The organism is Streptomyces hygroscopicus subsp. hygroscopicus (genome assembly GCF_030269125.1).
GTDB lineage: Bacteria > Actinomycetota > Actinomycetes > Streptomycetales > Streptomycetaceae > Streptomyces > Streptomyces hygroscopicus_C.
In genome coordinates this window covers 355,517-378,570 of the sequence record NZ_BSSM01000005.1, presented here as the reverse complement: position 1 = coordinate 378,570, position 23,054 = coordinate 355,517, and the positions used below count along the sequence as shown (strand labels likewise).

At 69.2% G+C, this 23,054-nt stretch carries 21 protein-coding genes and 1 tRNA gene; 6 read left to right on the top strand and 16 right to left on the bottom strand.

The window, feature by feature from the left end:
- Window positions 1-112: 112 nt before the first annotated feature.
- Window positions 113-526, top strand: coding sequence for a pyridoxamine 5'-phosphate oxidase family protein (locus QSK45_RS14810; protein ID WP_285556884.1), 414 nt, complete (start codon window positions 113-115; stop codon window positions 524-526).
- Between the two features lie 181 nt (window positions 527-707).
- Here QSK45_RS14810 and QSK45_RS14805 read toward each other — a convergent pair whose 3' ends face one another.
- Both QSK45_RS14805 and QSK45_RS14800 read right to left on the bottom strand, forming a co-directional pair.
- Window positions 708-1,043 carry a Rieske (2Fe-2S) protein gene (locus QSK45_RS14805; RefSeq protein WP_285556881.1) on the bottom strand — a complete coding sequence of 112 codons (336 nt, stop codon included), beginning with the start codon at window positions 1,041-1,043 and terminating at the stop codon, window positions 708-710.
- A gap of 1 nt (window position 1,044) precedes the next feature.
- Window positions 1,045-1,323 carry a hypothetical protein gene (locus tag QSK45_RS14800; protein WP_285556879.1) on the bottom strand — a complete coding sequence of 93 codons (279 nt, stop codon included), beginning with the start codon at window positions 1,321-1,323 and terminating at the stop codon, window positions 1,045-1,047.
- 87 nt (window positions 1,324-1,410) lie between these two features.
- Here QSK45_RS14800 and QSK45_RS14795 point away from each other — a divergent pair, with 87 nt between their 5' ends.
- The gene (locus QSK45_RS14795) at window positions 1,411-2,421 is read left to right on the top strand and encodes a helix-turn-helix transcriptional regulator (RefSeq protein WP_285556877.1); all 1,011 of its coding nucleotides are present in this window, start codon (window positions 1,411-1,413) and stop codon (window positions 2,419-2,421) included.
- 51 nt (window positions 2,422-2,472) lie between these two features.
- Here the strand turns inward: QSK45_RS14795 and QSK45_RS14790 are convergent, their stop codons facing one another.
- The 7 genes from QSK45_RS14790 to QSK45_RS14760 form a co-directional block, all read right to left on the bottom strand.
- Window positions 2,473-3,489 carry a helix-turn-helix transcriptional regulator gene (locus tag QSK45_RS14790; RefSeq protein WP_285556875.1) on the bottom strand — a complete coding sequence of 339 codons (1,017 nt, stop codon included), beginning with the start codon at window positions 3,487-3,489 and terminating at the stop codon, window positions 2,473-2,475.
- A 207-nt stretch (window positions 3,490-3,696) separates the two neighbouring features.
- The gene (locus QSK45_RS14785) at window positions 3,697-4,803 is read right to left on the bottom strand and encodes a sugar ABC transporter substrate-binding protein (protein ID WP_285556873.1); all 1,107 of its coding nucleotides are present in this window, start codon (window positions 4,801-4,803) and stop codon (window positions 3,697-3,699) included.
- A gap of 304 nt (window positions 4,804-5,107) precedes the next feature.
- Window positions 5,108-5,563, bottom strand: a complete 456-nt coding sequence (locus QSK45_RS14780; RefSeq protein WP_285556871.1) for a heat shock protein transcriptional repressor HspR — start codon at window positions 5,561-5,563, stop codon at window positions 5,108-5,110.
- A 5-nt stretch (window positions 5,564-5,568) separates the two neighbouring features.
- Window positions 5,569-6,744 carry a molecular chaperone DnaJ gene (gene dnaJ, locus QSK45_RS14775; protein WP_285556869.1) on the bottom strand — a complete coding sequence of 392 codons (1,176 nt, stop codon included), beginning with the start codon at window positions 6,742-6,744 and terminating at the stop codon, window positions 5,569-5,571.
- 36 nt (window positions 6,745-6,780) lie between these two features.
- Window positions 6,781-7,455 (bottom strand): nucleotide exchange factor GrpE, encoded by a 675-nt coding sequence (grpE, locus tag QSK45_RS14770; RefSeq protein ID WP_285556867.1) that lies wholly within the window; start codon window positions 7,453-7,455, stop codon window positions 6,781-6,783.
- Window positions 7,452-9,281: a molecular chaperone DnaK gene (gene dnaK, locus QSK45_RS14765; RefSeq protein WP_285556865.1), complete on the bottom strand. Its 1,830-nt coding sequence runs from the start codon at window positions 9,279-9,281 to the stop codon at window positions 7,452-7,454. The genes grpE and dnaK overlap by 4 nt, the downstream gene beginning before the upstream one ends.
- A gap of 94 nt (window positions 9,282-9,375) precedes the next feature.
- Window positions 9,376-10,407, bottom strand: a complete 1,032-nt coding sequence (locus QSK45_RS14760; protein WP_285556863.1) for an MraY family glycosyltransferase — start codon at window positions 10,405-10,407, stop codon at window positions 9,376-9,378.
- 219 nt (window positions 10,408-10,626) lie between these two features.
- Between QSK45_RS14760 and QSK45_RS14755 the strand changes: the two genes are divergently transcribed.
- A complete protein-coding gene (locus QSK45_RS14755) occupies window positions 10,627-12,909 on the top strand; it encodes a (Fe-S)-binding protein (RefSeq protein WP_285556860.1) in 2,283 nt (760 codons plus the stop codon).
- 261 nt (window positions 12,910-13,170) lie between these two features.
- Here QSK45_RS14755 and QSK45_RS14750 read toward each other — a convergent pair whose 3' ends face one another.
- Entirely contained in the window at window positions 13,171-13,500 is a 330-nt protein-coding gene (locus QSK45_RS14750) for an antibiotic biosynthesis monooxygenase family protein (protein WP_285556859.1), read from the bottom strand.
- A 224-nt stretch (window positions 13,501-13,724) separates the two neighbouring features.
- On the opposite strand from QSK45_RS14750, the gene QSK45_RS14745 reads away from it, so the two are divergent.
- Complete coding sequence (locus QSK45_RS14745; RefSeq protein ID WP_285556857.1) at window positions 13,725-14,816, top strand: Yip1 family protein; 1,092 nt, start codon at window positions 13,725-13,727, stop codon at window positions 14,814-14,816.
- A gap of 63 nt (window positions 14,817-14,879) precedes the next feature.
- On the opposite strand, the gene QSK45_RS14740 is transcribed toward QSK45_RS14745, so the two are convergent.
- Both QSK45_RS14740 and dcd read right to left on the bottom strand, forming a co-directional pair.
- Window positions 14,880-15,377: a phosphoribosyltransferase gene (locus QSK45_RS14740; RefSeq protein ID WP_285556854.1), complete on the bottom strand. Its 498-nt coding sequence runs from the start codon at window positions 15,375-15,377 to the stop codon at window positions 14,880-14,882.
- Window positions 15,378-15,390: 13 nt separating this feature from the next.
- Entirely contained in the window at window positions 15,391-15,966 is a 576-nt protein-coding gene (gene dcd, locus QSK45_RS14735) for a dCTP deaminase (protein WP_285556852.1), read from the bottom strand.
- A 554-nt stretch (window positions 15,967-16,520) separates the two neighbouring features.
- Between dcd and QSK45_RS14730 the strand changes: the two genes are divergently transcribed.
- Window positions 16,521-16,594 (top strand) — tRNA-Gly (locus tag QSK45_RS14730).
- A gap of 102 nt (window positions 16,595-16,696) precedes the next feature.
- Here the strand turns inward: QSK45_RS14730 and QSK45_RS14725 are convergent.
- From QSK45_RS14725 to QSK45_RS14710, 4 genes are all read right to left on the bottom strand, one after another.
- Window positions 16,697-16,993 carry a hypothetical protein gene (locus QSK45_RS14725; protein ID WP_285556850.1) on the bottom strand — a complete coding sequence of 99 codons (297 nt, stop codon included), beginning with the start codon at window positions 16,991-16,993 and terminating at the stop codon, window positions 16,697-16,699.
- Window positions 16,990-19,392 (bottom strand): type I restriction-modification system subunit M/S, encoded by a 2,403-nt coding sequence (locus QSK45_RS14720; protein WP_285557102.1) that lies wholly within the window; start codon window positions 19,390-19,392, stop codon window positions 16,990-16,992. The genes QSK45_RS14725 and QSK45_RS14720 overlap by 4 nt, the downstream gene beginning before the upstream one ends.
- A gap of 920 nt (window positions 19,393-20,312) precedes the next feature.
- Window positions 20,313-20,756, bottom strand: a complete 444-nt coding sequence (locus tag QSK45_RS14715; protein WP_285556848.1) for a PIN domain-containing protein — start codon at window positions 20,754-20,756, stop codon at window positions 20,313-20,315.
- Window positions 20,753-21,019, bottom strand: coding sequence for a ribbon-helix-helix domain-containing protein (locus tag QSK45_RS14710; RefSeq protein WP_030734427.1), 267 nt, complete (start codon window positions 21,017-21,019; stop codon window positions 20,753-20,755). Before QSK45_RS14710 ends, QSK45_RS14715 begins: the two co-directional genes overlap by 4 nt.
- Window positions 21,020-21,212: 193 nt before the next feature.
- Between QSK45_RS14710 and QSK45_RS14705 the strand changes: the two genes are divergently transcribed.
- Window positions 21,213-22,997, top strand: a complete 1,785-nt coding sequence (locus tag QSK45_RS14705) for a TerD family protein (RefSeq protein WP_285556842.1) — start codon at window positions 21,213-21,215, stop codon at window positions 22,995-22,997.
- Window positions 22,998-23,054 lie beyond the last annotated feature (57 nt).

Genomic DNA, 23,054 nt, shown 5'->3' with positions numbered 1-23,054 from the left:
TCCTCGACGTACCTCTGCCTGCATCCCTCTGCTGACTTAACCAGCGTACATAAAGTTGAGTCTATTCCACTCAAGGCTGCTCGCGCACCGCCCTACGGCTAGGTTTCCGGGCATGGCGACCTACTCCGTGGATCCGGGTTCCCCGGACGACGCGTACCTCGGCTTCTGGCGCGAGCGGCATCTGTGCACACTGACGACCATCCGCCCGGACGGCAGCCCGCACGTAGTGCCGGTCGGGGTGACATACGACCCCGAAGCGCGCCTTGCCCGGGTGATCTGCAACGGCTCCAGCGCGAAGGCGGTCTACGCGCGCGCCGCCGGCCCCGACGGCGCGCTCGCCGCCGTCTGCCAGGTCGACGGCCGTCGCTGGGCCACGCTGGAGGGCCGGGCGCGGGTCTCCACGGACCCGGCCCGGATCAGGGAGGCGGAACGCCGCTACGCCGAGCGCTACGAGCGCGAACCCTCGCCGAACCCCTCCCGCGTGGTGATCGAGATCTCACTGGAGCGAGCATTGGGGCGAGGGTGAAAGGGGTGCCGGGCGCGAGCGACTCGACGGCGGCCGTGTTCGATCAGATTCGGCCACGCTGCGAAGCGGCACATACCCTGACATGTCCCCACGAACAACAGCGGCGTCACCGTGTTCAGGTCACGGTGACGCCGCTGCGGGGGGAAGCACCTGAGCGATCTTTTACGACGGGGGAATCGCGTCAGGCACTGCGGGGGGTGGCTGAGATGGTCCTGAGGTCGGACTCCACCGGCTCGGTGAGCCGGTGATCCCTCTGGTCCAGGTTCACAAAGATCATTCCGTACCGTATGGCGCACCGCACCGGCTGGGGCGCCCCACGCGGCTTGCGCAGGCACCGGTAGGCCCGGACGTCCTCCTCCTCGTCGCGCGTGACGACGACCGGCTCACCGAAGACGGTCACCATCAGCGAGTCTCCCGGGTGGGGGATCGCCGTCACCAGATCGATGAAGTGCCAGCCGGAGCGGTAGGCGGTGGCCATCTCACGGCGGAAGGAGCGGTCGTCGGGAGGCATGGTCACATCAGCTCCCCGAACCGTCCGCCGCGCCCACCGTCGTCGTGGTCACCGCGGTCGTGGACGCCGGCGCCGAAGGCCACTTGCTGTCCGAAGGCCACTTGCTGTCCGCACGCACCTCGGTCTTCGCGTCGAGCGTGGCCACCGACGGCCACTTGCTGTCCGCCCGCGCGTCGCTCTTCGCGCCGAAGGGGCCACTCAGCACTCCAAGGGCCACAACGGCGGAGAAGGTGGCGACCAGCACCGAGCGAATCATCTTCTTGCCCATGGTCGACTTCGTCCTCACTTGAAGGTCCCCTTCTTCCCCCGTCGGATAAGACGATAGCTCATTCAGGCACATCATGACCACACAATCAGTGCATCATGTTCCTGCATGTTCAGGACCCTGGGGGGTGGAGATTTGACTTCAAATCGGCACAACACGGCACATCCCCATGCGGTCACCGAACTGTGCGAGGAAGGGGGCCGACTTTACGCCAACGCCCTCCGTACCGGGCGTGTCTCGCGTGCTGACGTGGCGTCGGCTCCCTGCCTGATGGAGTTCGCCCTGCTCCACCCCGACCCGGACGATCCCGACTGGCTGCGCCCGGTGCCCCCGGCGGTGGCGCTGGCCCAGCGGCTCTCGCCCATCGAACGCGAGATCGCCGACCGCAGGCGCTGGGCGGTTCAACTCTCCGACGTATTCGAGCCGTTCCTCGCGCTGAGCACCCAGACCGGGTCCGCGACCCATTCGATCACGGTCCTGGAGGGCAGCGACCGCATCAACGCCGCCCTCGACCTGGCCACCGCCCAGTGCCAGACCGCGATGCTCACCGTGCAGCCGAGCAACCGCTTCACCGAACGCAATGTGCGCCAGGGCCTGGAGCGGGACACCGCCCTGGTGGACCGGGGCGTGCACATCCGCACCCTTTACCAGCACACCGTCCGCTACAACCTCAAACAACTCGGCTACGTCGCCCAACTGGCCAGCGGCAAGGTCGAGTACCGCACCATCGACGAACTGGTCGAACGGCTCATCATCTGCGACGAGTCGGTCGCCTTCATCCCCACGCGCGACGACCAGCAGGTGGCCCTCGAACTGCGCAACCCCGGGCTCATCCGCTACCTCATCAAGGTCTTCGAGTTCATGTGGAACCGCGCCGTCCCGCTGACCGCCGGCGCCCCGTACGAGACCGCGCCCGACGGCATCACCGAGATCCAGCACTCCATCGCCAAGCTCCTGGTGGAAGGCCATGTGGACGAGGCCATCGCGCGCCGGCTCGGCATGAACGTGCGCACCTGCCGCGCCCATATCGCCAAACTGGCCCAGGCCCTGGGCAGCGGCAGCCGCGCCCAGCTCGGCTACCTCATCGCCCAGTCCGGCATGCTGGAACGCGACCAGTGAGCCGGCCGTACCGGCCCCGTGCGGGCCCCCGCCCGGCGGCGCGGCAGGGCGTCACCGCGAGGCGTCCCGCGCCGTCGGCACGCCCCGGCCGCTGCCGTCCAGGCCCGCCTGGGCGATGCGCACCCCGAGCTGGGTACGGCTCACCGCGCCCAGCGTCTCCGAGAGGCGGGCGATGTGCGCGCGGCAGGTGCGCACGCTGATCCCGAGCCGCTCGGCGATCACCGCGTCCTGGTGGCCCTCGGCGAGCAGCGCCGCGATGGACTGCTCGCGGTGCGAGATGCCCTCGATGCCGGTGTCCGGCAGCGGCGCGGTGAGCGGGATGGCGAGCCGCCACAGCCGCTCGAAGACCGTCACCAGGTACTCCACCAGCGCCGGGTGACGCAGTTCCAGCGCCATGGTGCGGTCCGCGTTCGCCGGGATGAAGGCCACGGTGCGGTCGAAGAGGATGAGCCGGTCGATGACCTCGTCCAGGGTGCGGGCCTCCACCGTGTCGCCCATCAGCTCCAGGTAGTTGAGCAGCCCCTGCCCGTGCCGCGCCACGTGCGTGTACAGGTCCCGCATCCGCACGCCCCGCCCGCGCAGGGCGAGCGCCCGGTGCAGGCCCTCGGTCAGCTCCGCCTCCCGCCGGATGCCGCCCGGCTGCACGGTGAGCACCTCGGTGGTGCACGCCTCGGTCGCCTCGTCCATCGCGGCCTGGATGCGTGACAGCCCGTCCAGCACCCGTACGGCGCTGCCGCCGGCCGGCGCCGCGAGCGCCTGCAACCGGCCGAGCCCGGCGTACCACTCGAAGGCGGCCACCGCCGAACCCACCCGGCGCTGGCTCTCGCTGACCTCGTCGTGGACCCCGCGCAGCAGCCGGGTCATGACCTCCTGCGGGGAGGTGGGCACCAGCCAGTCCATGTCGTCGGGGTCCGGGTGCAGCAGCGCCAGTTCCAGCAGACAGGGCACCGCCTCGGCTTCGATGCGCGGCACCCGTCCCCGGCGCACCGCCCGCGCGTACACGCGGTCCCCGGCCTCGCACAGCCGGTCGGCACCGTGAGGATGCTGCTCCGCCCTCCGCCCGGCCATCGCGCATTCCACCCCCGGTGTGCTGCCACTTCCGCAGCGCAACTATGCGTGGCGCCGACCGGGTCCGCAACACGGCTCCCCGCACCCCGCGAGCCGTTAACCGCCGCCTTGCGGGGGTATCTCCCAGGCTCCGGGCCTGCGACTGCGACAAGCGGGCAGCCGCGCCGGGCGATACGACCCGGGCTCCGGCCGCCGCGCCGCGGCGAGTTACTTCAGACCGATGGCGTTGCACTCCGCCTTGAACTTGGGGGTGCAGATCTCACCGACGGTGTAGATGCCGTCCGCGATGACCGTGTCCTTGATGGTCTTGCGGGTCAGGGCGCTCACCTGGACCAGCTTGGACGGGATGTCCTTGGTGGTGGGGCTGTCCACCTTGTCCTCGGTGAGGGCGTCGAACTGGATGTCCTTGCCCTGGACCTTGGAGACCGCCATCTGCGCCGCGGCCTCGGCCTCGTCCGGGTAGGACTTGTAGACGCTCATGTACTGCTCGCCCGCCACCACCCGCTGCACGGCGTCCAGTTCCGCGTCCTGGCCGGTGATCGGGGGCAGGCTGGTGACGCCCGCGGCCTTCAGGGCCTTGATGACGCCGCCCGCCATGCCGTCGTTCGCGGAGTACACACCCGCGATGTTGCCCGCGCCGAGCTGGCTGATCGCCCTGGCCATGTTGGCCTGGGCGTTCTCCGGCTTCCAGTCCGTGGTGTCGTAGCTGGCCGCGATGGTCACCTTGCCGTTCAGCTCGGACAGCGCGCCCTGCTTGAACTGCTTGGCGTTCGGGTCGGTGGGCGAGCCGTTCATCATCACGATCTTCGTCGCGGTGCCCGCGTTCGAGCCCAGCGCGTCCAGCAGCGAGCGGCCCTGGACCTCGCCGACGAGTTCGTTGTCGAAGGAGACGTAGGCGGTGATCGGGCCCTCGGCGAGGCGGTCGTAGGCGATGACCGGGATGCCCGCGTCCTTGGCCTTCTGCACCTCGCCCGCGATGGCGTGCGAGTCGACGGCGTCGAGCAGGATCACGTCGACCTTGTCGTCGATCATCTTCTGCATCTGCCCGGCCTGCTTGGCGGAGTCGGCGTTCGCGTTCGCGTACGCGACCTTGCCCTGCTTCCCGGTGAGGTCGGCGACCTTGCTCTTGATGATGGGGTAGTCGAACTTGTCGTAGCGCGTGTTGGTCGTCTCCGGCAGCAGCAGGCCCACGGTGATGTCGTCGCCCTTGGCCGGGCTCGCGCTCGTGCTGTCCCCCGTCGCGTTCAGTACGCCGCAGCCGGCCAGCGAGAGGGTCGCCGCGGACGCGGCCACGGACAGAACGATACGACGCATACGAGGGCTCACTTCACGTGTGTTTCGGACGTGGGCGCTGCTATAGGACCCAGGTGTCTGAAAAGACAACGCGGAGCCGACAGTCGACGTCAAGGAACCTTACTTAACGAGTGCGCAACACTACACGCCGCCGATCCTGTGAAAGCAATGCGAGAACCTCTCCAAACACCCTTTACGGACCGTCCACCCAAGGAGTGTTCACGAGGCGGCAAAGAAAGGCTTTGCCCCGGGGTTCCGGAGCACGGAAGGGCCCGCGGACGGGATGCGTCCGCGGGCCCTTCTCCGTGCGTGGCGGTACGAGCGGTCAGTCGCCCTGCTGCTGGGGCCGCTTGGGCCGCCAGACGACCAGCGCGCTCGTCTGCTGGACCTCCTGATAGGGCACCAGGTCCCTGCGGTAGGAGGCGTGCACGGCGGCCTCGCGCTGGCGCATGGTGGCCGCCGCCCCGTCCAGGGCCGCTTCCAGCTCCGCGACGCGGGACTGGAGTGCGGCGACCTGGTTCTCCAGTTCGATGATGCGCTTGATGCCGGCCAGGTTGATGCCCTCGTCCTGCGACAGCTGCTGCACCTGGCGGAGCAGTTCGATGTCACGGGCCGAATAGCGCCGGCCGCGGCCCGCGGTGCGGTCCGGGGAGACCAGGCCCAGGCGGTCGTACTGGCGCAGCGTCTGCGGGTGGAGTCCGGAGAGCTGGGCCGCCACCGAGATGACGTAGACCGGGGTCTCCTCGGTCAGTTCGTACGGGTTGCGCCGGCGGCCTTCCATCACTCTCAAGCTCCCTTCGCGGCCTCGAACAGCTCCGCCCGCGGGTCCTCGCCCGCGGTCGCCTCGCGATACGCCTCCAGTGCGTCACGAGCCTTCCCCGACAGGTCCTCCGGAACACTCACCTCGACGGTGACCAGGAGGTCCCCGCGGGTGCCGTCCTTGCGGACCGCGCCCTTGCCGCGGGCCCGCATGGTCCTGCCGTTCGGAGTGCCCGGGGGCAGCTTCAGGGTGACCGGCGGGCCGCCGAGGGTCGGGACCCGCACCTCGCCGCCGAGCGCGGCCTCGGCGAAGGTGACCGGGACGGTCACCGTGAGGTTGTCGCCCTTGCGGCCGAACACCGGATGCGCGCCCACGTGCACGGTCACGTACAGATCGCCCGCCGGGCCGCCCCGCTCGCCGGGGGCGCCCTTGCCGCGCAGCCGGATGCGCTGCCCGTCGGTGACACCCGCCGGGATGCGGACCTGCATGGTGCGCGAGGACTTGGCGCGCCCGCTGCCCTTGCAGTCCGGGCAGGGGTTCTCCGCGATCAGACCGCGGCCCTTGCAGTCGGGGCAGGGGTCGGTCAGCGAGAAGCCGCCGCCCGAGCCCCGGGCGATCTGGCCGGTGCCGACGCAGGTCGGGCACACCCGGGGCGTGCCGTTCTTGTCGCCGGTGCCCGAACAGGCCTTGCAGGGCTGCTGGGAGGTCATCCGCAGCGGCACCGTGGCACCCTCGATCGCCTCGGTGAAGCTGAGGGTGACCTCGGTGTCCACGTCCTGGCCGCGGCGCGGCTGCGTACGGGTCGCCCCGCCCGCGCCGCCCCGGTTGAACAGGCCCCCGAAGACGTCGCCGAGTCCGCCGCCGAAGCCCCCGCCCTGGGCGGTGCCGCCGCCTCCGAAGAGGTCACCCAGGTCGAAGTTGAAGCTGCCGCCGCCGGCGCCCGGCCCGGGGCGGAAGCCCCCGTTGCCGAACAGGGCGCGCGCCTCGTCGTACTCCTTGCGCTTCTTGGGGTCACCGAGGACGTCGTTCGCCTCGGAGATCTCCTTGAAGCGCTCCTCGGCCTTGGCGTTGCCCTTGTTGGCGTCCGGGTGGAACTCGCGCGCGAGCTTCCGGTACGCCTTCTTGATCTCGGCCTCGGTGGCGTCCTTCGGGACGCCGAGGACCTTGTAGAAGTCCTTCTCGATGAAGTCCTTGGTGCTCATCCCCGACGTCCCTCCTTCCCGTCCGCTGTGATGACGTCAGCCCTCGTCCGGGCCACCGTTCTCCTTGTCGTCGGCCGCCTCGGGCTTGTCCTCGGCGCCCTCGGCCTTGCCCGCCTTGTCCGTCTTCGCGGTCTGCGCGCCCGGCTGCGGCTCGGCCACGGCCACCCGCGCGGGGCGGATGGTGCGCTCGCCGATGCGGTACCCGGGCTGCAGGATCGCCACGCAGGTCGTCTCGGTGACGTCCGGCGCGTAGCTGTGCATCAGGGCCTCGTGGATGGTCGGGTCGAAGGGCTCGCCCTCCTTGCCGAACTGCTGGAGGCCCAGCTTGGCCGCCACGGTCTCCGTCGACTCGGCCACCGACTTGAAGCCGCCGACCAGTTCGCCGTGTTCCCGCGCGCGGCCGATGTCGTCGAGCACGGGCAGCAGCTCGGTCAGGAGGTTCGCGACCGCGATCTCCTTGACCGTGACCCGGTCCCGCTCGACCCGGCGGCGGTAGTTCTGGTACTCGGCCTGGAGCCGCTGGAGGTCCGCCGTCCGCTCGTTCAGCGCGGTGCGCACCTGGTCCAGCTGGGCGACCAGACCTGCGTCTGCGTTCGCGTCCCCGGCCGGGGCCGCCCCCTCCTTGGGGGCGGCCTTCGGCTCGGCGTCGTCGGAGGTGGCGCCGGAGGGGACGTCGGGCTTCTCCTCGAAGCCCGGGGTCTCCTCCGTCACGCGGCACCGTCCTTGCGCTCGTCGTCCACGATCTCGGCGTCCACGACGTCGTCGTCGGCCTTGGCCTGGCCGCCGTCACCGGCGCCCGCGGCCTGCGCGTCGGCGTACATGGCCTGGCCGAGCTTCTGCGAGACGGCCGCGACCTTCTCGGTGGCGGTGCGGATCTCGGCGGTGTCCTCGCCCTTGAGCTTCTCCTTCAGCTCGGCGATCGCGGACTCCACCTCGGTCTTGACCTCGCCCGGGACCTTGTCCTCGTTGTCCTTGAGGAACTTCTCGGTCTGGTAGACGAGCTGCTCGCCCTGGTTGCGGGTCTCGGCGGCCTCGCGGCGCTTGTGGTCCTCCTCCGCGTAGCGCTCGGCCTCCTCGCGCATGCGGTCGACCTCGTCCTTCGGGAGGGAAGAGCCGCCGGTGACGGTCATCTTCTGCTCCTTGCCGGTGCCGAGGTCCTTCGCCGTGACGTGCATGATGCCGTTGGCGTCGATGTCGAAGGAGACCTCGATCTGCGGGACGCCGCGGGGCGCCGGCGGCAGACCGGTCAGCTCGAACATGCCGAGCTTCTTGTTGTACGCCGCGATCTCGCGCTCGCCCTGGTAGACCTGGATCTGCACGGACGGCTGGTTGTCCTCGGCCGTGGTGAAGATCTCGGAGCGCTTGGTCGGGATCGTGGTGTTGCGCTCGATCAGCTTGGTCATGATGCCGCCCTTGGTCTCGATACCGAGGGACAGCGGGGTGACGTCGAGCAGCAGGACGTCCTTGACCTCGCCCTTGAGGACACCGGCCTGGAGCGAGGCGCCGATGGCGACGACCTCGTCCGGGTTGACGCCCTTGTTGGCCTCCTTGCCGCCGGTCAGCTCCTTGACGAGCTCGGCCACGGCGGGCATACGGGTGGAGCCACCGACGAGGACGACGTGGTCGATCTCGTTGATGGAGATGCCGGCGTCCTTGATGACGTTGTGGAACGGCGTCTTGCAGCGCTCCAGCAGGTCGGCGGTCAGCTGCTGGAACTGGGCGCGGGTGAGCTTCTCGTCCAGGTGCAGCGGGCCCTCGGCGGACGCCGTGATGTACGGCAGGTTGATCGAGGTCTCGGTGGAGGAGGACAGCTCGATCTTGGCCTTCTCGGCGGCCTCGCGGAGGCGCTGGAGGGCCATCTTGTCCTTGGACAGGTCCACGCCGTGGCCGGACTGGAACTGCTTGACCAGGTAGTCGACGACGCGCTGGTCCCAGTCGTCACCACCGAGGTGGTTGTCACCGTTGGTGGCCTTCACCTCGACGACGCCGTCGCCGATCTCCAGGAGGGACACGTCGAAGGTGCCGCCACCGAGGTCGAAGACGAGGATCGTCTGGTCGTCCTTGTCGAGGCCGTACGCCAGCGCGGCGGCGGTCGGCTCGTTGACGATGCGCAGGACGTTGAGGCCCGCGATCTCGCCGGCCTCCTTGGTGGCCTGGCGCTCGGAGTCGTTGAAGTACGCCGGGACGGTGATGACCGCGTCGGTCACCTTCTCGCCCAGGTAGGCCTCGGCGTCCCGCTTCAGCTTCTGCAGGATGAAGGCGGAGATCTGCTGGGGGTTGAAGTCCTTCCCGTCCAGCTGGATCTTCCAGTCGGTGCCCATGTGGCGCTTCACGGACCGGATGGTCCGGTCCACGTTGGTGACGGCCTGCCGCTTGGCGACCTCACCGACGAGCACCTCGCCGTTCTTCGCGAAGGCGACGACGGACGGCGTGGTCCTGGCACCCTCGGCGTTGGTGATGACGGTGGGCTCGCCGCCCTCCAGAACGCTGACGACGGAGTTAGTCGTGCCCAGGTCGATGCCGACCGCACGTGCCATGGTTGATTCCTCCAGCTGACTTGAGTGGAACAGGCTCAAGTGTGCACGAGCGAGCCGCTGGGGTCAACAGACCTGAGTCATCCGGACTCAAGTCTTATCCGTTCCTTACACGCAACCGCCCGCTGACCTGCGTCGATGCCATACGACGGGGTCGCTGCACCGGGATCCGAACAGGCGCCCGCAGGAGGACGAGCACCACGAGCGCCGCTCCTCCCGCCACCCACAGGACCGATCCCTCCCCCGCCCACCCGGCGTGCACGAGCACCCCGGCGAGCACCGCGGCGAAGGCGCCCACCCCGAGCAGCACCACGCCGCCCGGCTGGGTGAGCCCGAGCCGCCGCAGCCGGTGCAGCAGGTGGTCCGGGCCGCGCCGCAGCAGCGGACGGCGCCCGAGCAGCCGTACGAGCACCACCAGGGCGGCGTCCGCGAGGGCGACGGCGCCGAGGCAGAACAGGACCGCCGCGCTCGGCCCGATCGCGTACCCCGCGCGGGTGAAGACCACCGCGGAGGAGAGCAGGAAGCCCGTGAACAGGGAGCCGCAGGCGCCCAGTCCGACCCGCGCGGGATGCCAGTTGTGCATCAGGAACCCGGTCAGGGCGGCGGCGAACACGCTGAGCAGGACGGCGAGTCCGTCCATCACCTCGATGGCCGCGCAGACGCCCGCGCCGAAGGCGGTCACCACGCCGACGGTCCCGGCCAGCCCGTCCGCGTGGTCGAGCCCCCGGAAGGCGAGCGTGACGACGACGATCCCGGCGACCGCGAGCACGCCCCCGGCCACGCCCGTCTCGTCGTACGGCACCACGCAGGCCGCCGCCACGGCCGTGCCGGCGGCGATCACGCGGCCGCGCAGCCGCCAGACGTCGGCGACCAGGCCGAGCACGGCGACCCCGACGGCGGCGAGGAGGAGGCCGTCCACCCCCTCGCCCAGGGGGGCGACCCGGGTCCATTCACCCGTCCAGGCGACCAGCGAGGTGACGACGGCGACGGCGAGGCCGCCGAGCAGGGGAAGGGGGCGCTGTCGGCGCCGGTCGACGACTCCCGCCCGCCGCGCGGGCAGCCGGAGCAGTGCCGCGAGGACGGCGGTGAGCAGCAGGGCGGCCGAGGCCGCGGCGATCCCGTAGAGCACGGCTCTAAGGTAGAGGCGAAAGTAGCAATTCGGGATGAATAACACGATCAGATTGCCCAGAGGGTGATCGACGGGTCACGATGGGCGGTCCCTCAGCGACCCATATCACCCCGCGCTCCCCTGCATCGCGACGGAAGATAGGGGTAGTCTCAGAGGACTACATAAGTTACCGCTTAGTAATGTTGCTCGGTTAATTCGAGGCCGCCCTCAGGAGCCCCAATGCAACTCGCCGCGATCATCGTGTCGCTGGTCCTGATCGTGGTCGGCGTGGCACTGTTCGGCCGCGCCCTCCTGCAGATCGTCAACTTCATGCGTCTCGGCCAGCCCGTGCCGGCCGGGACCAGGACCAACGAACCCGCACAGCGCACCATCACCGTGGCCAAGGAGTTCCTCGGCCACACCCGGATGAACCGCTGGGGCGTCATCGGCGTGGCGCACTGGTTCGTGGCGGTGGGCTTCTTCTCGCTGCTGCTGACGATCGTCAACGCGATCGGCCAGCTCTTCCAGGCGGACTGGATCCTGCCGGTCATCGGCGACTGGACGCCGTACAACGTCTTCGTCGAGTTCCTCGGCACCATGACGACGATCGGCATCCTCGTGCTGATCGCGATCCGCCAGCTGAGCAAGCCGAACAAGCCGGGCCGCAAGTCCCGCTTCGCCGGCTCCAACTTCGGCCAGGCGTACTTCGTCGAGGCCGTCATCCTCATCGTCGGCGTCTGCATCTTCACGCTGCACGCCCTGGAGGGCGCCCAGCACCACGTCGACGGCTACGAGGCGTCCTTCTTCATCTCGTACCCGGTCGTCGCCTGGTTCAAGGGCATGAGCGTCGGCACGCTCCAGAACCTCACCTACTTCTTCGCCGCCCTGAAGATCGCGACCTCCTTCATCTGGATGATCACGGTCGCCCTGAAGACCGACATGGGCGTGGCCTGGCACCGCTTCCTCGCCTTCCCGAACATCTGGTTCAAGCGCAACGCCGACGGCGGCACCTCGCTCGGCGCGCTGCTCCCGATGACGTCCGGCGGCAAGGCGATCGACTTCACCGACCCCGGCGAGGACGACGTCTTCGGCGTCTCCCAGGTCGAGCAGTTCTCCTGGAAGGGCCTGCTCGACTTCTCCACCTGCACCGAGTGCGGTCGCTGCCAGTCGCAGTGCCCCGCGTGGAACACCGGCAAGCCGCTGTCCCCGAAGCTGCTGATCATGTCGCTGCGGGACAACGCGCACGCCAAGGCCCCGTACCTGCTGGCCGGTGGCGGCAAGACGGTGGAGGGCGAGGAGAAGGCGTCCGAGGAGCAGCTGGCCGGTGTGCCGGCCGCCGCCCTGGCCGAGGCCGAGCGCCCGCTGATCGGCACCGCCGAGGAGAACGGCGTCATCGACCCGGACGTGCTGTGGTCCTGCACCACCTGCGGCGCCTGCGTCGAGCAGTGCCCGGTGGACATCGAGCACGTCGACCACATCGTGGACATGCGCCGCTACCAGGTCATGATCGAGTCGGCCTTCCCCTCCGAGGCGGGCACGATGCTCAAGAACCTGGAGAAGAAGGGCAACCCCTGGGGCCTGGCCAAGAAGCAGCGCCTGGAGTGGACCAAGGAGGTCGACTTCGAGGTCCCGGTCGTCGGCAAGGACATCGAGGACCTCACCGACGTCGAGTACCTGTACTGGGTCGGCTGCGCGGGCGCGCTGGAAGACCGCGCCAAGAAGACGACCAAGGCCTTCGCCGAACTCCTCCACATCGCGGGCGTCAAGTTCGCGATCATGGGCGGCGACGAGAAGTGCACCGGTGACTCCGCCCGCCGCCTGGGCAACGAGCCCCTGTTCCAGGAGCTCGGCATGGAGAACGTGATGGCCCTGAACACGGCGTTCGGCGAGGAGCTGGACGACGACGGCAAGGTCACCGCGGAGTCCAGGAAGCCGAAGTCGGCGAAGAAGATCGTCGCCACCTGCCCGCACTGCCTCAACACGCTCGGCAACGAGTACCCGCAGCTCGGCGGCGACTACGAGGTCATCCACCACACCCAGCTGCTCCAGCACCTGGTGGACGAGGGCAAGCTGATCCCGGTCACCCCGGTCGAGGGCATCATCACCTACCACGACCCGTGCTACCTGGGCCGCCACAACAAGATCTACACGCCCCCGCGCGAGATCATCGGCAAGGTCCCGGGCCTGCGCAACGAGGAGATGCACCGCCACAAGGAGCGCGGCTTCTGCTGCGGCGCCGGCGGCGCCCGGATGTGGATGGAAGAGCGCATCGGCAAGCGCATCAACAACGAGCGCGTGGACGAGGCCCTCTCCCTCAACCCGGACATCGTCTCCACGGCCTGCCCCTTCTGCCTCGTCATGCTGACCGACTCGGTCAACGGCAAGAAGAACGACGGCAAGGCCAAGGAATCCATCCAGGTCGTCGACGTCGCCCAGCTCCTGCTGGACTCCGTGAAGACCCCGGTGGACCCGGCGGGCGAGTCCGAGTCCGAGACCACGCCGGAGCCGGAACCGGTCAAGTAACGACCGCGCCGAATCCCGCGGACCCGCGGCGCCCCCTGCTTCGCACAGGCAGGGGGCGCCGTCGTGTCCGGGGTGGGGCCGGTGCGGGGCGGGCAGGCGGTCGGCCTGTCGCCGGTCCCGCGCCCAGGCCGCGGACGGCCGCGGACGGCCGCCGGGGGCCCCGGTGCCGCCCCCGGGGCGCGGGCGCCCACAGAGGCCGCCGCGGCCCCGTGGAAACGGCGCGCCGGACCCCGTACGGCCGCCGGGGCCCGGCGCCCGCCGTCACCCGTTCTTGGGGCCCGCCTGCTGGACCACGTCGAAGGACCACAGGGTGGACCCCGAGGCGGCGGGCTTGGGGCGCTCGCCGCCGCCCTCGCCGCCGCCCTGGTGCGCGGCCTTCATCGGGCCCTCCATCCAGGCCTGGAAGGACTCCTCGTCGCGCCAGCGGGTGTAGACGAGGTACTGGTCGGTGCCCTCGACGGGGCGCAGCAGCTCGAACCACTCGAAGCCGTCGGAGTTCTCCACCGCGTGGGCCCGCGAGGCGAACCGCTTCTCCAGGACCTCCCGCTGCTCGGCGGGTACGGTCAGCACGTTGATCTTCACTACGCTCATGAGTCCATCCTGCGCCAGCCGCCCGCCGGCCGCCGCAGCGGGACCCGGTAACTCGCCGCGGGCGTCACACACTTACCGGCGTCCGCCGAACCCCCGTACGACCCCGTCGGCGGGAAGAGCCGCCCGTCCGGCGCCGGGAGCCGCGGTTCCGCGGGGTCTTCGCGGGCTGAGAAGGTTCAAACCCGGAACCATCCCTGGTGAAACGGCTGACGGCCCCTTAGGGGATGTCACAGGTCGGCCGCAATGCCGGGCCCGGACCGCCGGGCCCGGCACGTCACCCTCCGGGACCAGGTACGTTCGATGACGTGGCTGGATTCAGGATCGGACGCGGGGGCCGGGACGACCGCACCCCCCAGGGACAGCAGCAGGCGCAGCAGGGACCGTCGGGCGCCCGCCCCGGCCCGTCGAGCGGGCGGCGCGGCCCGTCGCCGTACGGGCAGGGGCCCCAGGGTCCCGGGCAAGGCGCGGGACGGCCGTCGTACGGCTACCCGCCGGCGCCGCAGCAGCCGTACCCGCAGCAGGGCGGGTATCCCCGGCAGTCGTCGTATCCGCAGCAGCCGCCGTACCCGCAGCAGGGCCGGCCGTACGGCCACCAGGGCCGGGCGGACGACGGCCCGGAGTACTTCGACGACGGCTACGCGGGCGGCGTGCCCGACCCGTACGCGGCCAACAACCCGGGCCACACCCAGGCCTTCTCCATCGACGAGGCCGCCGACTACACCCAGGGCGCGACCTACCAGGCCGGCTCCGCCGCCGCGCCCGCCACGCCGCTCGGCCCGCCGCTGCACTGGAAGGAGCTGCTGCGGGGCATCGTCCTCGCCCCCGACCAGACCTTCCTGCGCATGCGGGACTACACGATGTGGGCCCCGGCCCTGATCGTGACCTTCCTCTACGGCCTGCTCGCCGTCTTCGGCTTCGACAACGCCCGCAAGGAGGCCATCGGCGCCACGCTGTCCAACGCGGTGCCGATCGTGCTGATCACCGCGGTCGTGATGGTGCTCGGGCTGTTCGTGCTGGGCGTGGTCACCCACACCCTGGCCCGCCAGCTCGGCGGCGACGGAGCCTGGCAGCCCACGGTGGGCCTGTCCATGCTGATCACGGCCCTCACGGACGCGCCCCGCCTGGTCTTCGCCATGTTCTTCGGCGGCGACGCGGGCTTCGTGCAGATACTCGGCTGGGCCACCTGGCTCGCCGCGGGCGCGCTGCTCACCATGATGGTGTCCCGCTCCCACGACCTGCCGTGGCCGAAGGCACTGGGCGCGTCGGCGATCCAGCTCATCGGGTTGCTGTCGATCGTGAAGCTCGGCACGTTCTAGTCCCCGGACACGCGAAAGGGCCCCGGCGCGGTCGCGCGCCGGGGCCTCCGTCGTCCGGTGCCGTCAGGCGTCGAGGACCTGGTCGTCCCGCCGCACGACCGGCGGCTGGACGCTCCACGGGAAGTTGATCCAGTCGTCGGTGCGCTTCCAGACGTACTCGCACTTCACGAGGGAGTGGGACTTCTCATAGATCACCGCGGAGCGCACCTCGGCGACGGTGTCGAGGCAGAAGTCGCGGACGAGCTTGAGCGTCTTGCCGGTGTCGGCGACGTCGTCGGTGATCAGGACCCTCTTGTCGGAGAAGTCGATCACGTTGGGGACGGGCGCCAGCATGACCGGCATCTCCAGGGTCGTGCCCACGCCCGTGTAGAACTCCACGTTCACCAGGTGGATGTTCTTGCAGTCCAGGGCGTAGGCGAGCCCGCCGGCCACGAACACGCCGCCCCGGGCGATGCTGAGCACGATGTCCGGCTCGTACCCGTCGTCGGCGATGGTCTGCGCCAGCTCGCGGACGGCGTCGCCGAACGCCTCGTAGGTCAGGTTCTCCCGCAGGTCACTCATGTTCTGGCAGCCCTCACACCTGGGTCCGATGGAAATTGACGTAGGACCGCGAGGCGGTCGGCCCGCGCTGCCCCTGGTACCGCGAGCCGTAGCGCTCGCTGCCGTACGGGAACTCCGCGGGCGAGGACAGCCGGAACAGGCACAGCTGGCCGATCTTCATCCCCGGCCACAACTTGATGGGCAGGGTGGCGAGGTTCGACAGCTCCAGGGTGACGTGCCCGCTGAACCCGGGGTCGATGAACCCGGCGGTGGAGTGGGTGACCAGGCCGAGGCGGCCGAGCGAACTCTTGCCCTCCAGCCGCGAGGCCAGGTCGTCGGGCAGCGAGATGACCTCGTACGTCGACGCGAGCACGAACTCCCCGGGGTGCAGGATGAACGGCTCGTCCCCGTCCGGTTCCACGAGCCGCGTCAGGTCGGGCTGCTCGACGGAGGGGTCGATGTGCGGGTACCGGTGGTTCTCGAACACCCGGAAGTAGCGGTCCAGCCGGACATCGACGCTCGACGGCTGCACCATGGATTCGTCAAAGGGATCGATCCGTACCCGCCCGGCGTCGATCTCGGCCCGGATGTCCTTGTCTGAGAGAAGCACGTAGCGAGGATACGCAAGGCGCGCGGAGCCATGACAATCGTGACGACTCCGCGCGCCGGTTGTCACGACGCGACTACGCACCGTCGTGACCTGCTGCTACTTCCTCTTCCTACCCTTGCTTCTCCAGGGCGACCGGTACGACGCTGCGGAGCCGAGCGCATCGAGGGCACCGCATGAGCCGACCGGGGCCGAGCCGCTCGGCCTGCTGCATCGGGAACGAAGCGGCGCTGAAGACGTGCCCATCCGCACAGCGGACGACGGTGCGTTCCATCAAGTCCCTTAAGTCCCTTCCCCAAGAGCCTCGTCGGGCTGACCGACCCGACGACAAAAGCCACATTACGGGATCAAAGAGACGACTCTCCAGGCGGCACTCCGGCCCCGCCCGGACCCTCCCCCACGCCCCCACCGTACGCCCCAACTCCCGCCCCCCGCAGCCGGATCCCCACCCTGAAACCCACTCAGGCCCCCGAGCCGTGGGCATCGGGGGCCTGCGATGAGGTACAGTGATCGAGCGTCGGGCACGGACCCCTCTCGGGGGCTTTGTCCGGACTTACGCGGGTGTAGTTTAATGGTAGAACATCAGCTTCCCAAGCTGAGAGCGCGAGTTCGATTCTCGTCACCCGCTCCAGATTGAAACCCCAGGTCAGCGGCCTGGGGTTTGTTTGTTTCAAGAGCAGGTTGGGGTGTCGCTATTCACGGTCCATGGCCGGGACACCGGCCCGGCCCTCCATCAGCCAGAGCCAGTAGGCCGGTTCGTGTCGTTCGATTCACGCGGCAGGTTGCGGTGGTCGTCCGTCATAGTCCAATTACGTAGCGTCGTAACTGCTCCTACCGCGGCGAAGCACAGTCCTGCCGTCGTACCGAACGCGCCCCCCGCGTAAAGGATCAAGTCAGCGATGCCCGTCCCGGTCGCGTACTTGAGAGCGGCGACGCACACGGCGACCAGCAGGGAGAAGAGCACGATCACCAGAAGCCAGAGTGCCCAGGCGACGGACCGGGACAGGCGCGTGGGGTCGGTGGTGGTCATGATCGGGGCTTCCTTTCGCTGTCCCGAGAGGAGGGCGAGGCGCTCGCCAGCTGGTCGACGAGCAGCCCTCGTGCGTGGGTGATGGCTGCCGCCAGTTCCCGGTGGGCATCGGAGCGCTCGCCGAGGAGCGTCAGCAGTTCGGCGATCTCCTGCTGCACGTCGAGGGGCGGAAGCAGGACTTCCTGGCGCCCCAGCGCGTCCTTGGTGATGAACGGAGCCGCAGTGGCGGCCGCTCGATCCCTGACCCAGTTCACGGCGTCTGGACGGCTCAGCACGGCGAGCAGGTAGGGCGGCAGGACTCCGACGTCCTGGCGGCAGCGGAGCCTGATCACGTTGGAGCTCATGAGCCACCCCGTCTGGTCCCCCCGCACCATGGCCGGTGGCCCCATGGCGCCCGAGCGGACACAGACGATGTCGCCTGGCGCAAGTCGGTAGCGCGTCAGCCGTTCTGCGAGCTCTGGCGAGACGCGCTCGTCGGCGCTGTCGGTCACCCGCCCGTCCCGCAGGTGTTTAGGGAAGACGACCGGCACCACGCCGTACGGAGTCCGGTCCCGCGGCGCCAGCAGCGCGTGCGACGGGCCGGTCTGGATCTCACATAGCTCCGCGAGCGTGGCCCTGTGCCGAGGCGCCTGACGCACCCGGCTGGTCTCCAGCTCGGCGAGCAGGCCGACGGTGCGCTCGTCCAGTTCGGCGCATCTCTCCCTCAGCCACGACACCTCGGCCCAGGCTTCCGCCTCCGCCATACCGGCCGTGCCGGAGTCCGGGGCCGGCGACCGACCGATGTGGTCGATCGGATTGAGCGAGTAGTCGTTGCGGCGCAGCGCCTCCTTGTCGACGCGCGCGCTGGGTACGGTCACCGGAGGTGGGTCGTCCGGTCGGGCGGGTCCTTCCCAGGGGCTGAGAGCCAGGTACGAGTCGAGGACGGCTTGGACGTCGTCGTAGGCGAGCACTCTGCGCCCGCCGCGCCGCATGGCGCCCAGGTCCCGCGCGTCCAGGAACAGGACATGGTCACCGGCATCGGCCGGGTGCCGCAGCAGCCACACGCACACGGGTACCGGGGTGCCGGAGAAGAGTTTGTCGGGTAGCGCGACAACGCACTCCACGACACCCTGCTCCACCAGTGCCCGACGGATCGCCCGCTCCGCCGCGTTCCCGGAGTTGCCGGCCTTGTTCGGCATGACCACCGCTGCGCGCCCGCCCTCGGCCAGGACGGACAAGGCGTACTGGGGATAGGCAAGGTTGTCGTTGCCTACCGGAGGAGCCCCATAGGGCCAGTGCCCGGTGCGCGTTGTCTCCTGCGAGGTGTCCTTCATATTGAAGGGCGGGTTGGTGAGAACCAGATCGACCGGCTCCTGGGGCCAGTTCTCCTCCCAGGGACGCCCGCGGGTCTTCATCTGCAGAGCGAACGGGACTCCGCGCAACGCCAGGCCCATACTGGCCAGCGACAACGTCACTCGCTTCGGCGTCTGTCCCAGCAGCCTGGGCAAGGGATCGTCGGCGGCGCCGGGCCTGCGTCTCGCCCACATGGCAGTGTCGGCTGCCGCGCCGAGGAGTTCCCCACCACGGAAGTACAGGTCGTACACGCTGCTTGGGGGGCTTTTCCTGGCCGCCCGTCCCAACGCCGCCATCAGGCGTGCCACCGGGAGCGGTGTGAAGAATTCCCGGCTGCGCAGCTGCGCGCGCTCCTCGTAGTCCTCGATCAACAGCTGGAAGGCATTCGGGCCGAGCGCACCGACCAGTCGGACGACCTGCGCGAGGTCCTGGAACCGCCGGGGCTCCAGGCGAGCGAGTGCATTCTGCATCTCGGGCAGCGATCCCATGCCGCGCAGCACCGCGTCCGTTTCCGAGCCGACCAGCTTGAGCAGGGCGATGCTGGACCGCGGCTCGGCACCGGTCATGACGTACGCCTGCACCTTCTGCCAGCAGCCCGGGCTCGTCTCCCGCAGGAAGAGCAACGCGGCCAGCAGGCTCAGATAGGTGACCGCCTGATCCGCGCCTCCCACCCGCTCGGCCAGGGGCCCCATGAGCTTGCGGACGATCTCGGCATCCCGCGGATCCGGCCTTTCGCTGGGACCGAGCGTGAGCCCGGCGTGTTCTCGCGCCGTCCCCTCCCGCGCGACGGAGGTGCCCGGCCAGTGCCGCCGCGCCCGGTCTCCGTAGGTGGTGAGTTCGCCCTCCCCCGATTCCCGGCGGTGCGACGGCACCGGCCTTCCATCGAGCCAGCCGAGGATCTCGGACGCGTTGAAGTAGTCCTGGCCAGCGGTACGTCGGGGGGTGGGAAAGTCCGCCGCCCGCCGCTCCCATGTGGTGACCGCCGCGCGTGTCACCCCTGCCATGGCCGCAATCTCCGTGCGCGTCAGAAGGCGATCACCGTCAGACATGCCCGTTCTGTTCTTCATCACGCCTCGTATTCCTTCGAAGTAGCCCTGGAGTGGCGTTCGTTGGGCATGAGCCTAGGGCGGTCGTCGCGCTGTCGTCTCATGAGTACTTCAAGTACTCAGATACCGGCTCCTGGCGCACTCGCGAACGAGCCAAGAGCAAGGCGCCAGTTTTGTACATATTCGACTCTCTCTACTCTCGCCATCGACGCTGGTTCGCGGCCTAAGGATGACTACGGGCTTAACACTTCGGATGAGGCGGCAGCTTGTGGCGACATCGATCCCCGCCGCGAGGAAGGCTTACGCAAGCGGTGCCAGCCCGGGATGTCGACCGCAGCGATCCACTCCATCGGGCTGCCTCCCCACCTCGGGCAGCAGGGTCCTCGCATTGAGGACCGAGGTCTTTACCTGGCGAGGTAAAAACGTCGATCTCGAGCCGCTGAATCTCGCCGCGCTCGCCACCTTGGGTACCAGGCTGCCCGTCGTGGAGATGGAGATCGTCTGCAGCGTAAAACCAGCTTTTTGTGATCTCCCAAACCAGGGCAGAGAATCGACATCCATGTGCGGTCGCGACGACTTCCCCCCAGTCGGCCTACATGTCGACGAGTCCCGAGCACAGAGAAGGCGACGCAGGCACGACACTCCTGCACCTCGCGACCTCGTGCCCACAGCGTGCCCTTCAGAGCGGGCAACCACGGTCAGCAGCGGTGCCACCAGGCCCACCACTCCTGCCGCAACACAACGAATTCGCCCAGGCCAGCAGCCATACCGCCACGCAAGCGCTGTCGCTTCCCAAGCTGAGAGCGCGAGTTCGATTCTCGTCACCCGCTCTTTTGGAGCCCCAGGTCAGCGACCTGGGGCTTGTTCATTGAGGGGCCGATGCTGCGTGGGCGGGCACAAGCCCCTTGGAGAAGCGGGCTCTTGACCGCCGGGGCCCTGCGTCAGAGCGGGAGGTCGTCGGGGAGTACCCGGAACGCCTTGTAACGGCCCAGCGGGCGTACGGCCCGGAAGTCTCGTCGGTCGAGGGTGAGAATCGCGTCCGTGTCGTAGTCGGCGGCAAGCGCCACGTTCACCGCGTCGGCGAGGTCGAGGTCCAGCGCGCGGTAACGGACACGGACGGACTGGGCTGCGCCCAGGTGGTCCTCCGTGATCTCCGGCAGGACGACACGACCCCGGCTCATCCAGCGCCGCAGGTCGTCGACAGCGCTGAGGGCGGCCTCCCTGCCGAGCTCACGCGTCGCCACGTGATCCAGTTCGGCCAGCAGGAGCGGGGACATGACCAGCAGGCCCGCCGCCATGATGGCCTCGTTCGCCGCCCGGTGTTCCGGGTGAGCCGAGTCCAGCGCTGCCAGAAGGCCGGACGTATCGGCGATGACGATGATCACGCGGCGGATCCGGAGCCCGAGCCGGTCTCACGCCGGACAGCCTCAGCGACCGTGTCGCGGACTTCCGACTTGGGCAGCGTGCGCCCCGGACCCTCGAAGGTGCGCGAGAACAGCGGCTCGTCCCAGACCCGGTTCGCCATGGCTGCAAGGTGGATGCCCTGGCGGATGATCTCGGCCTCGCTTATGCCTCGGCGCTTGGCGGCCTCCTTGATGATCGCCAGGTCCTCGGGGTCCGCGTAGACGTTCGTGCGCTTCATGGACATGTACCAAGAGTAGTCCATGTACCGGATTGATGTATTCGGAGGACCTCCCCGTGTCGGGTTGCTGAGGACCAGCCGAGTCGACCTCACACGCCCCTTCCGGGTGCCAGACTGTGTCTGGGGAGAGGGGTATGTCATGGGGTTCGGTTTCCGTGTCGGTGTGCCCGGGATGAGTGTGCGGGTGTCCACTCGAGGAGTGCGCACCTCGATCGGGCCCCGTGCGGCGAGGCTCAGCGTGGGCAGTGGCGGCGCCAGGATGTCGACCGGACTCGGCCCCTTCTACGCGTCGAGTTCCCTCGGCGGCAATCGACGGCGCACCAGTACGCGGCGTACGACACGCTCTCGTACGGTCGCCCCGTCGGCCGCGCAACTGGACCGGGCGCGCCGTCAGGCGGAACGGGCTCAGCAGGAGGCGGAGCGCGATGCCGCCATCGCTCAGTTGCGCGAGCTGAGGCGGCAGATGACCAGCGTTCATCTGGAGTCCTTCCCCACCGCGCATCCACCCGTCATCCCGGATACTCCCCAACTGAGCCTGTCCTGGGCGCTCGCCGAAGCCCGGACGTTCCATCTTCAGGGCGTGGGGCGGCTGGCACGCGCAGCGAAGGCTGCGGCCAGACAAAGGGCGGAACAGGACGCGCCCGCCTACCTGGCCGCCGAGACGGCGCGACTGCGAGAGATCCGCCATCAGTTGACGGACGACGCCGAACACTGGTGGCAAGCCCTGCTCGCCAATGACGAGGCCACCGTCTGCGAAGCGGTGAACACCGCCTTCTCGGACAACCCGGCCGCCGGCTGTGCCGTAGGCGTGGACGGCTCGGTTCTGTCCGTCGTCGTGCGGCAACAGGACCTCGACTCTATGCCCGGTCAGACGCCCGGGCTCACCCCCGCCGGACGCCCGACACTGAAGAACCTCACCAAGCGGGACCGCGTCCTGTGGTGGCTGACGTCCATGGGTTCCAACATCGTCGCCACGCTGAAGGAAGGCTTCGCCACGGCACCCGGCATCACCGCCATCGACCTCGCCGTACTGACCCGCCTGCCCGACACCCAGCGCCTCGGCTTCGTGGCCTACGGCCGCTGGACGCGCCAGGCGATCGAGTCCACGCCCTGGCGGGAACCCGAGGACGCCCTGCGCTTCCAGGACATCGGGCAGGACGTCGCCTGCTCCGTCACCACCACCGCATCGGGCAATCTGTCCAGCTCGATCAAGCCGCTGGAGACCAGCCGCGTGCCCGGCCTCCAGGACCTGCTCGACCATGCTCAGGACGAACCCGGCGCCGGCGAACCATCACTCGCCGACCTCGACGTCACCCTCGGCGCGGGTACCCCGCCCGACGACAGGGCGCCACTCACCGATTCCTACCGGATCAAGCCGTTCGTCGAATGGAAGCAGGAGACGTCGGCAGGACCGCCTCCTGTACCCGTTACACCGCCCGCACTGCCTGCCTCGCTCGTCCCGGGTCAAGCCCTGGTCCTGCCCGAGGACGGCTGGCAGGGGCTGCGCGTCGCGTTCAGCTTCGCCGGCGCGGACGCGGACCTCACCCTCTTCCTGACCGGGGAGGACGGCCGGGTGGCGGCTGACGAAGACTTCGTATTTTACAACCAGCCCTGCTCTGCGGACGGTGCCGCACGGCTTCTGGGCAAGCGGCAGGAGGGTTCCTATTTCGTCGAACGCGCCACCATTCACCTGGCTGTTCTGCCCGAGCGAGTGCGCCGCGTCGCCATCGCCATCAACATGGACGTCGACACGGGCCTGAACTGCGGTGCTCTCACCCACGCCGCCTTGCACATGGACTGCGTGACCGGGGCCGCATGGGCTTTTCAGCCCTCCGCCAACCCGGAGATCCGAGCGATGATCGTCGCCGAGTTGTATCGGCACACCGTTGACGGCCTACCCGCCTGGAAGCTACGGGCCCTCGGTCAAGGATGGGCAGACGGCCTCGACGGCCTCGCCCGCGCCTACGGAGTCGACGTCGAATGACAGTGGGAAGCCGACCCCACCTACGCAACCGCAACCACGCATGTCCTGGGCCCGACG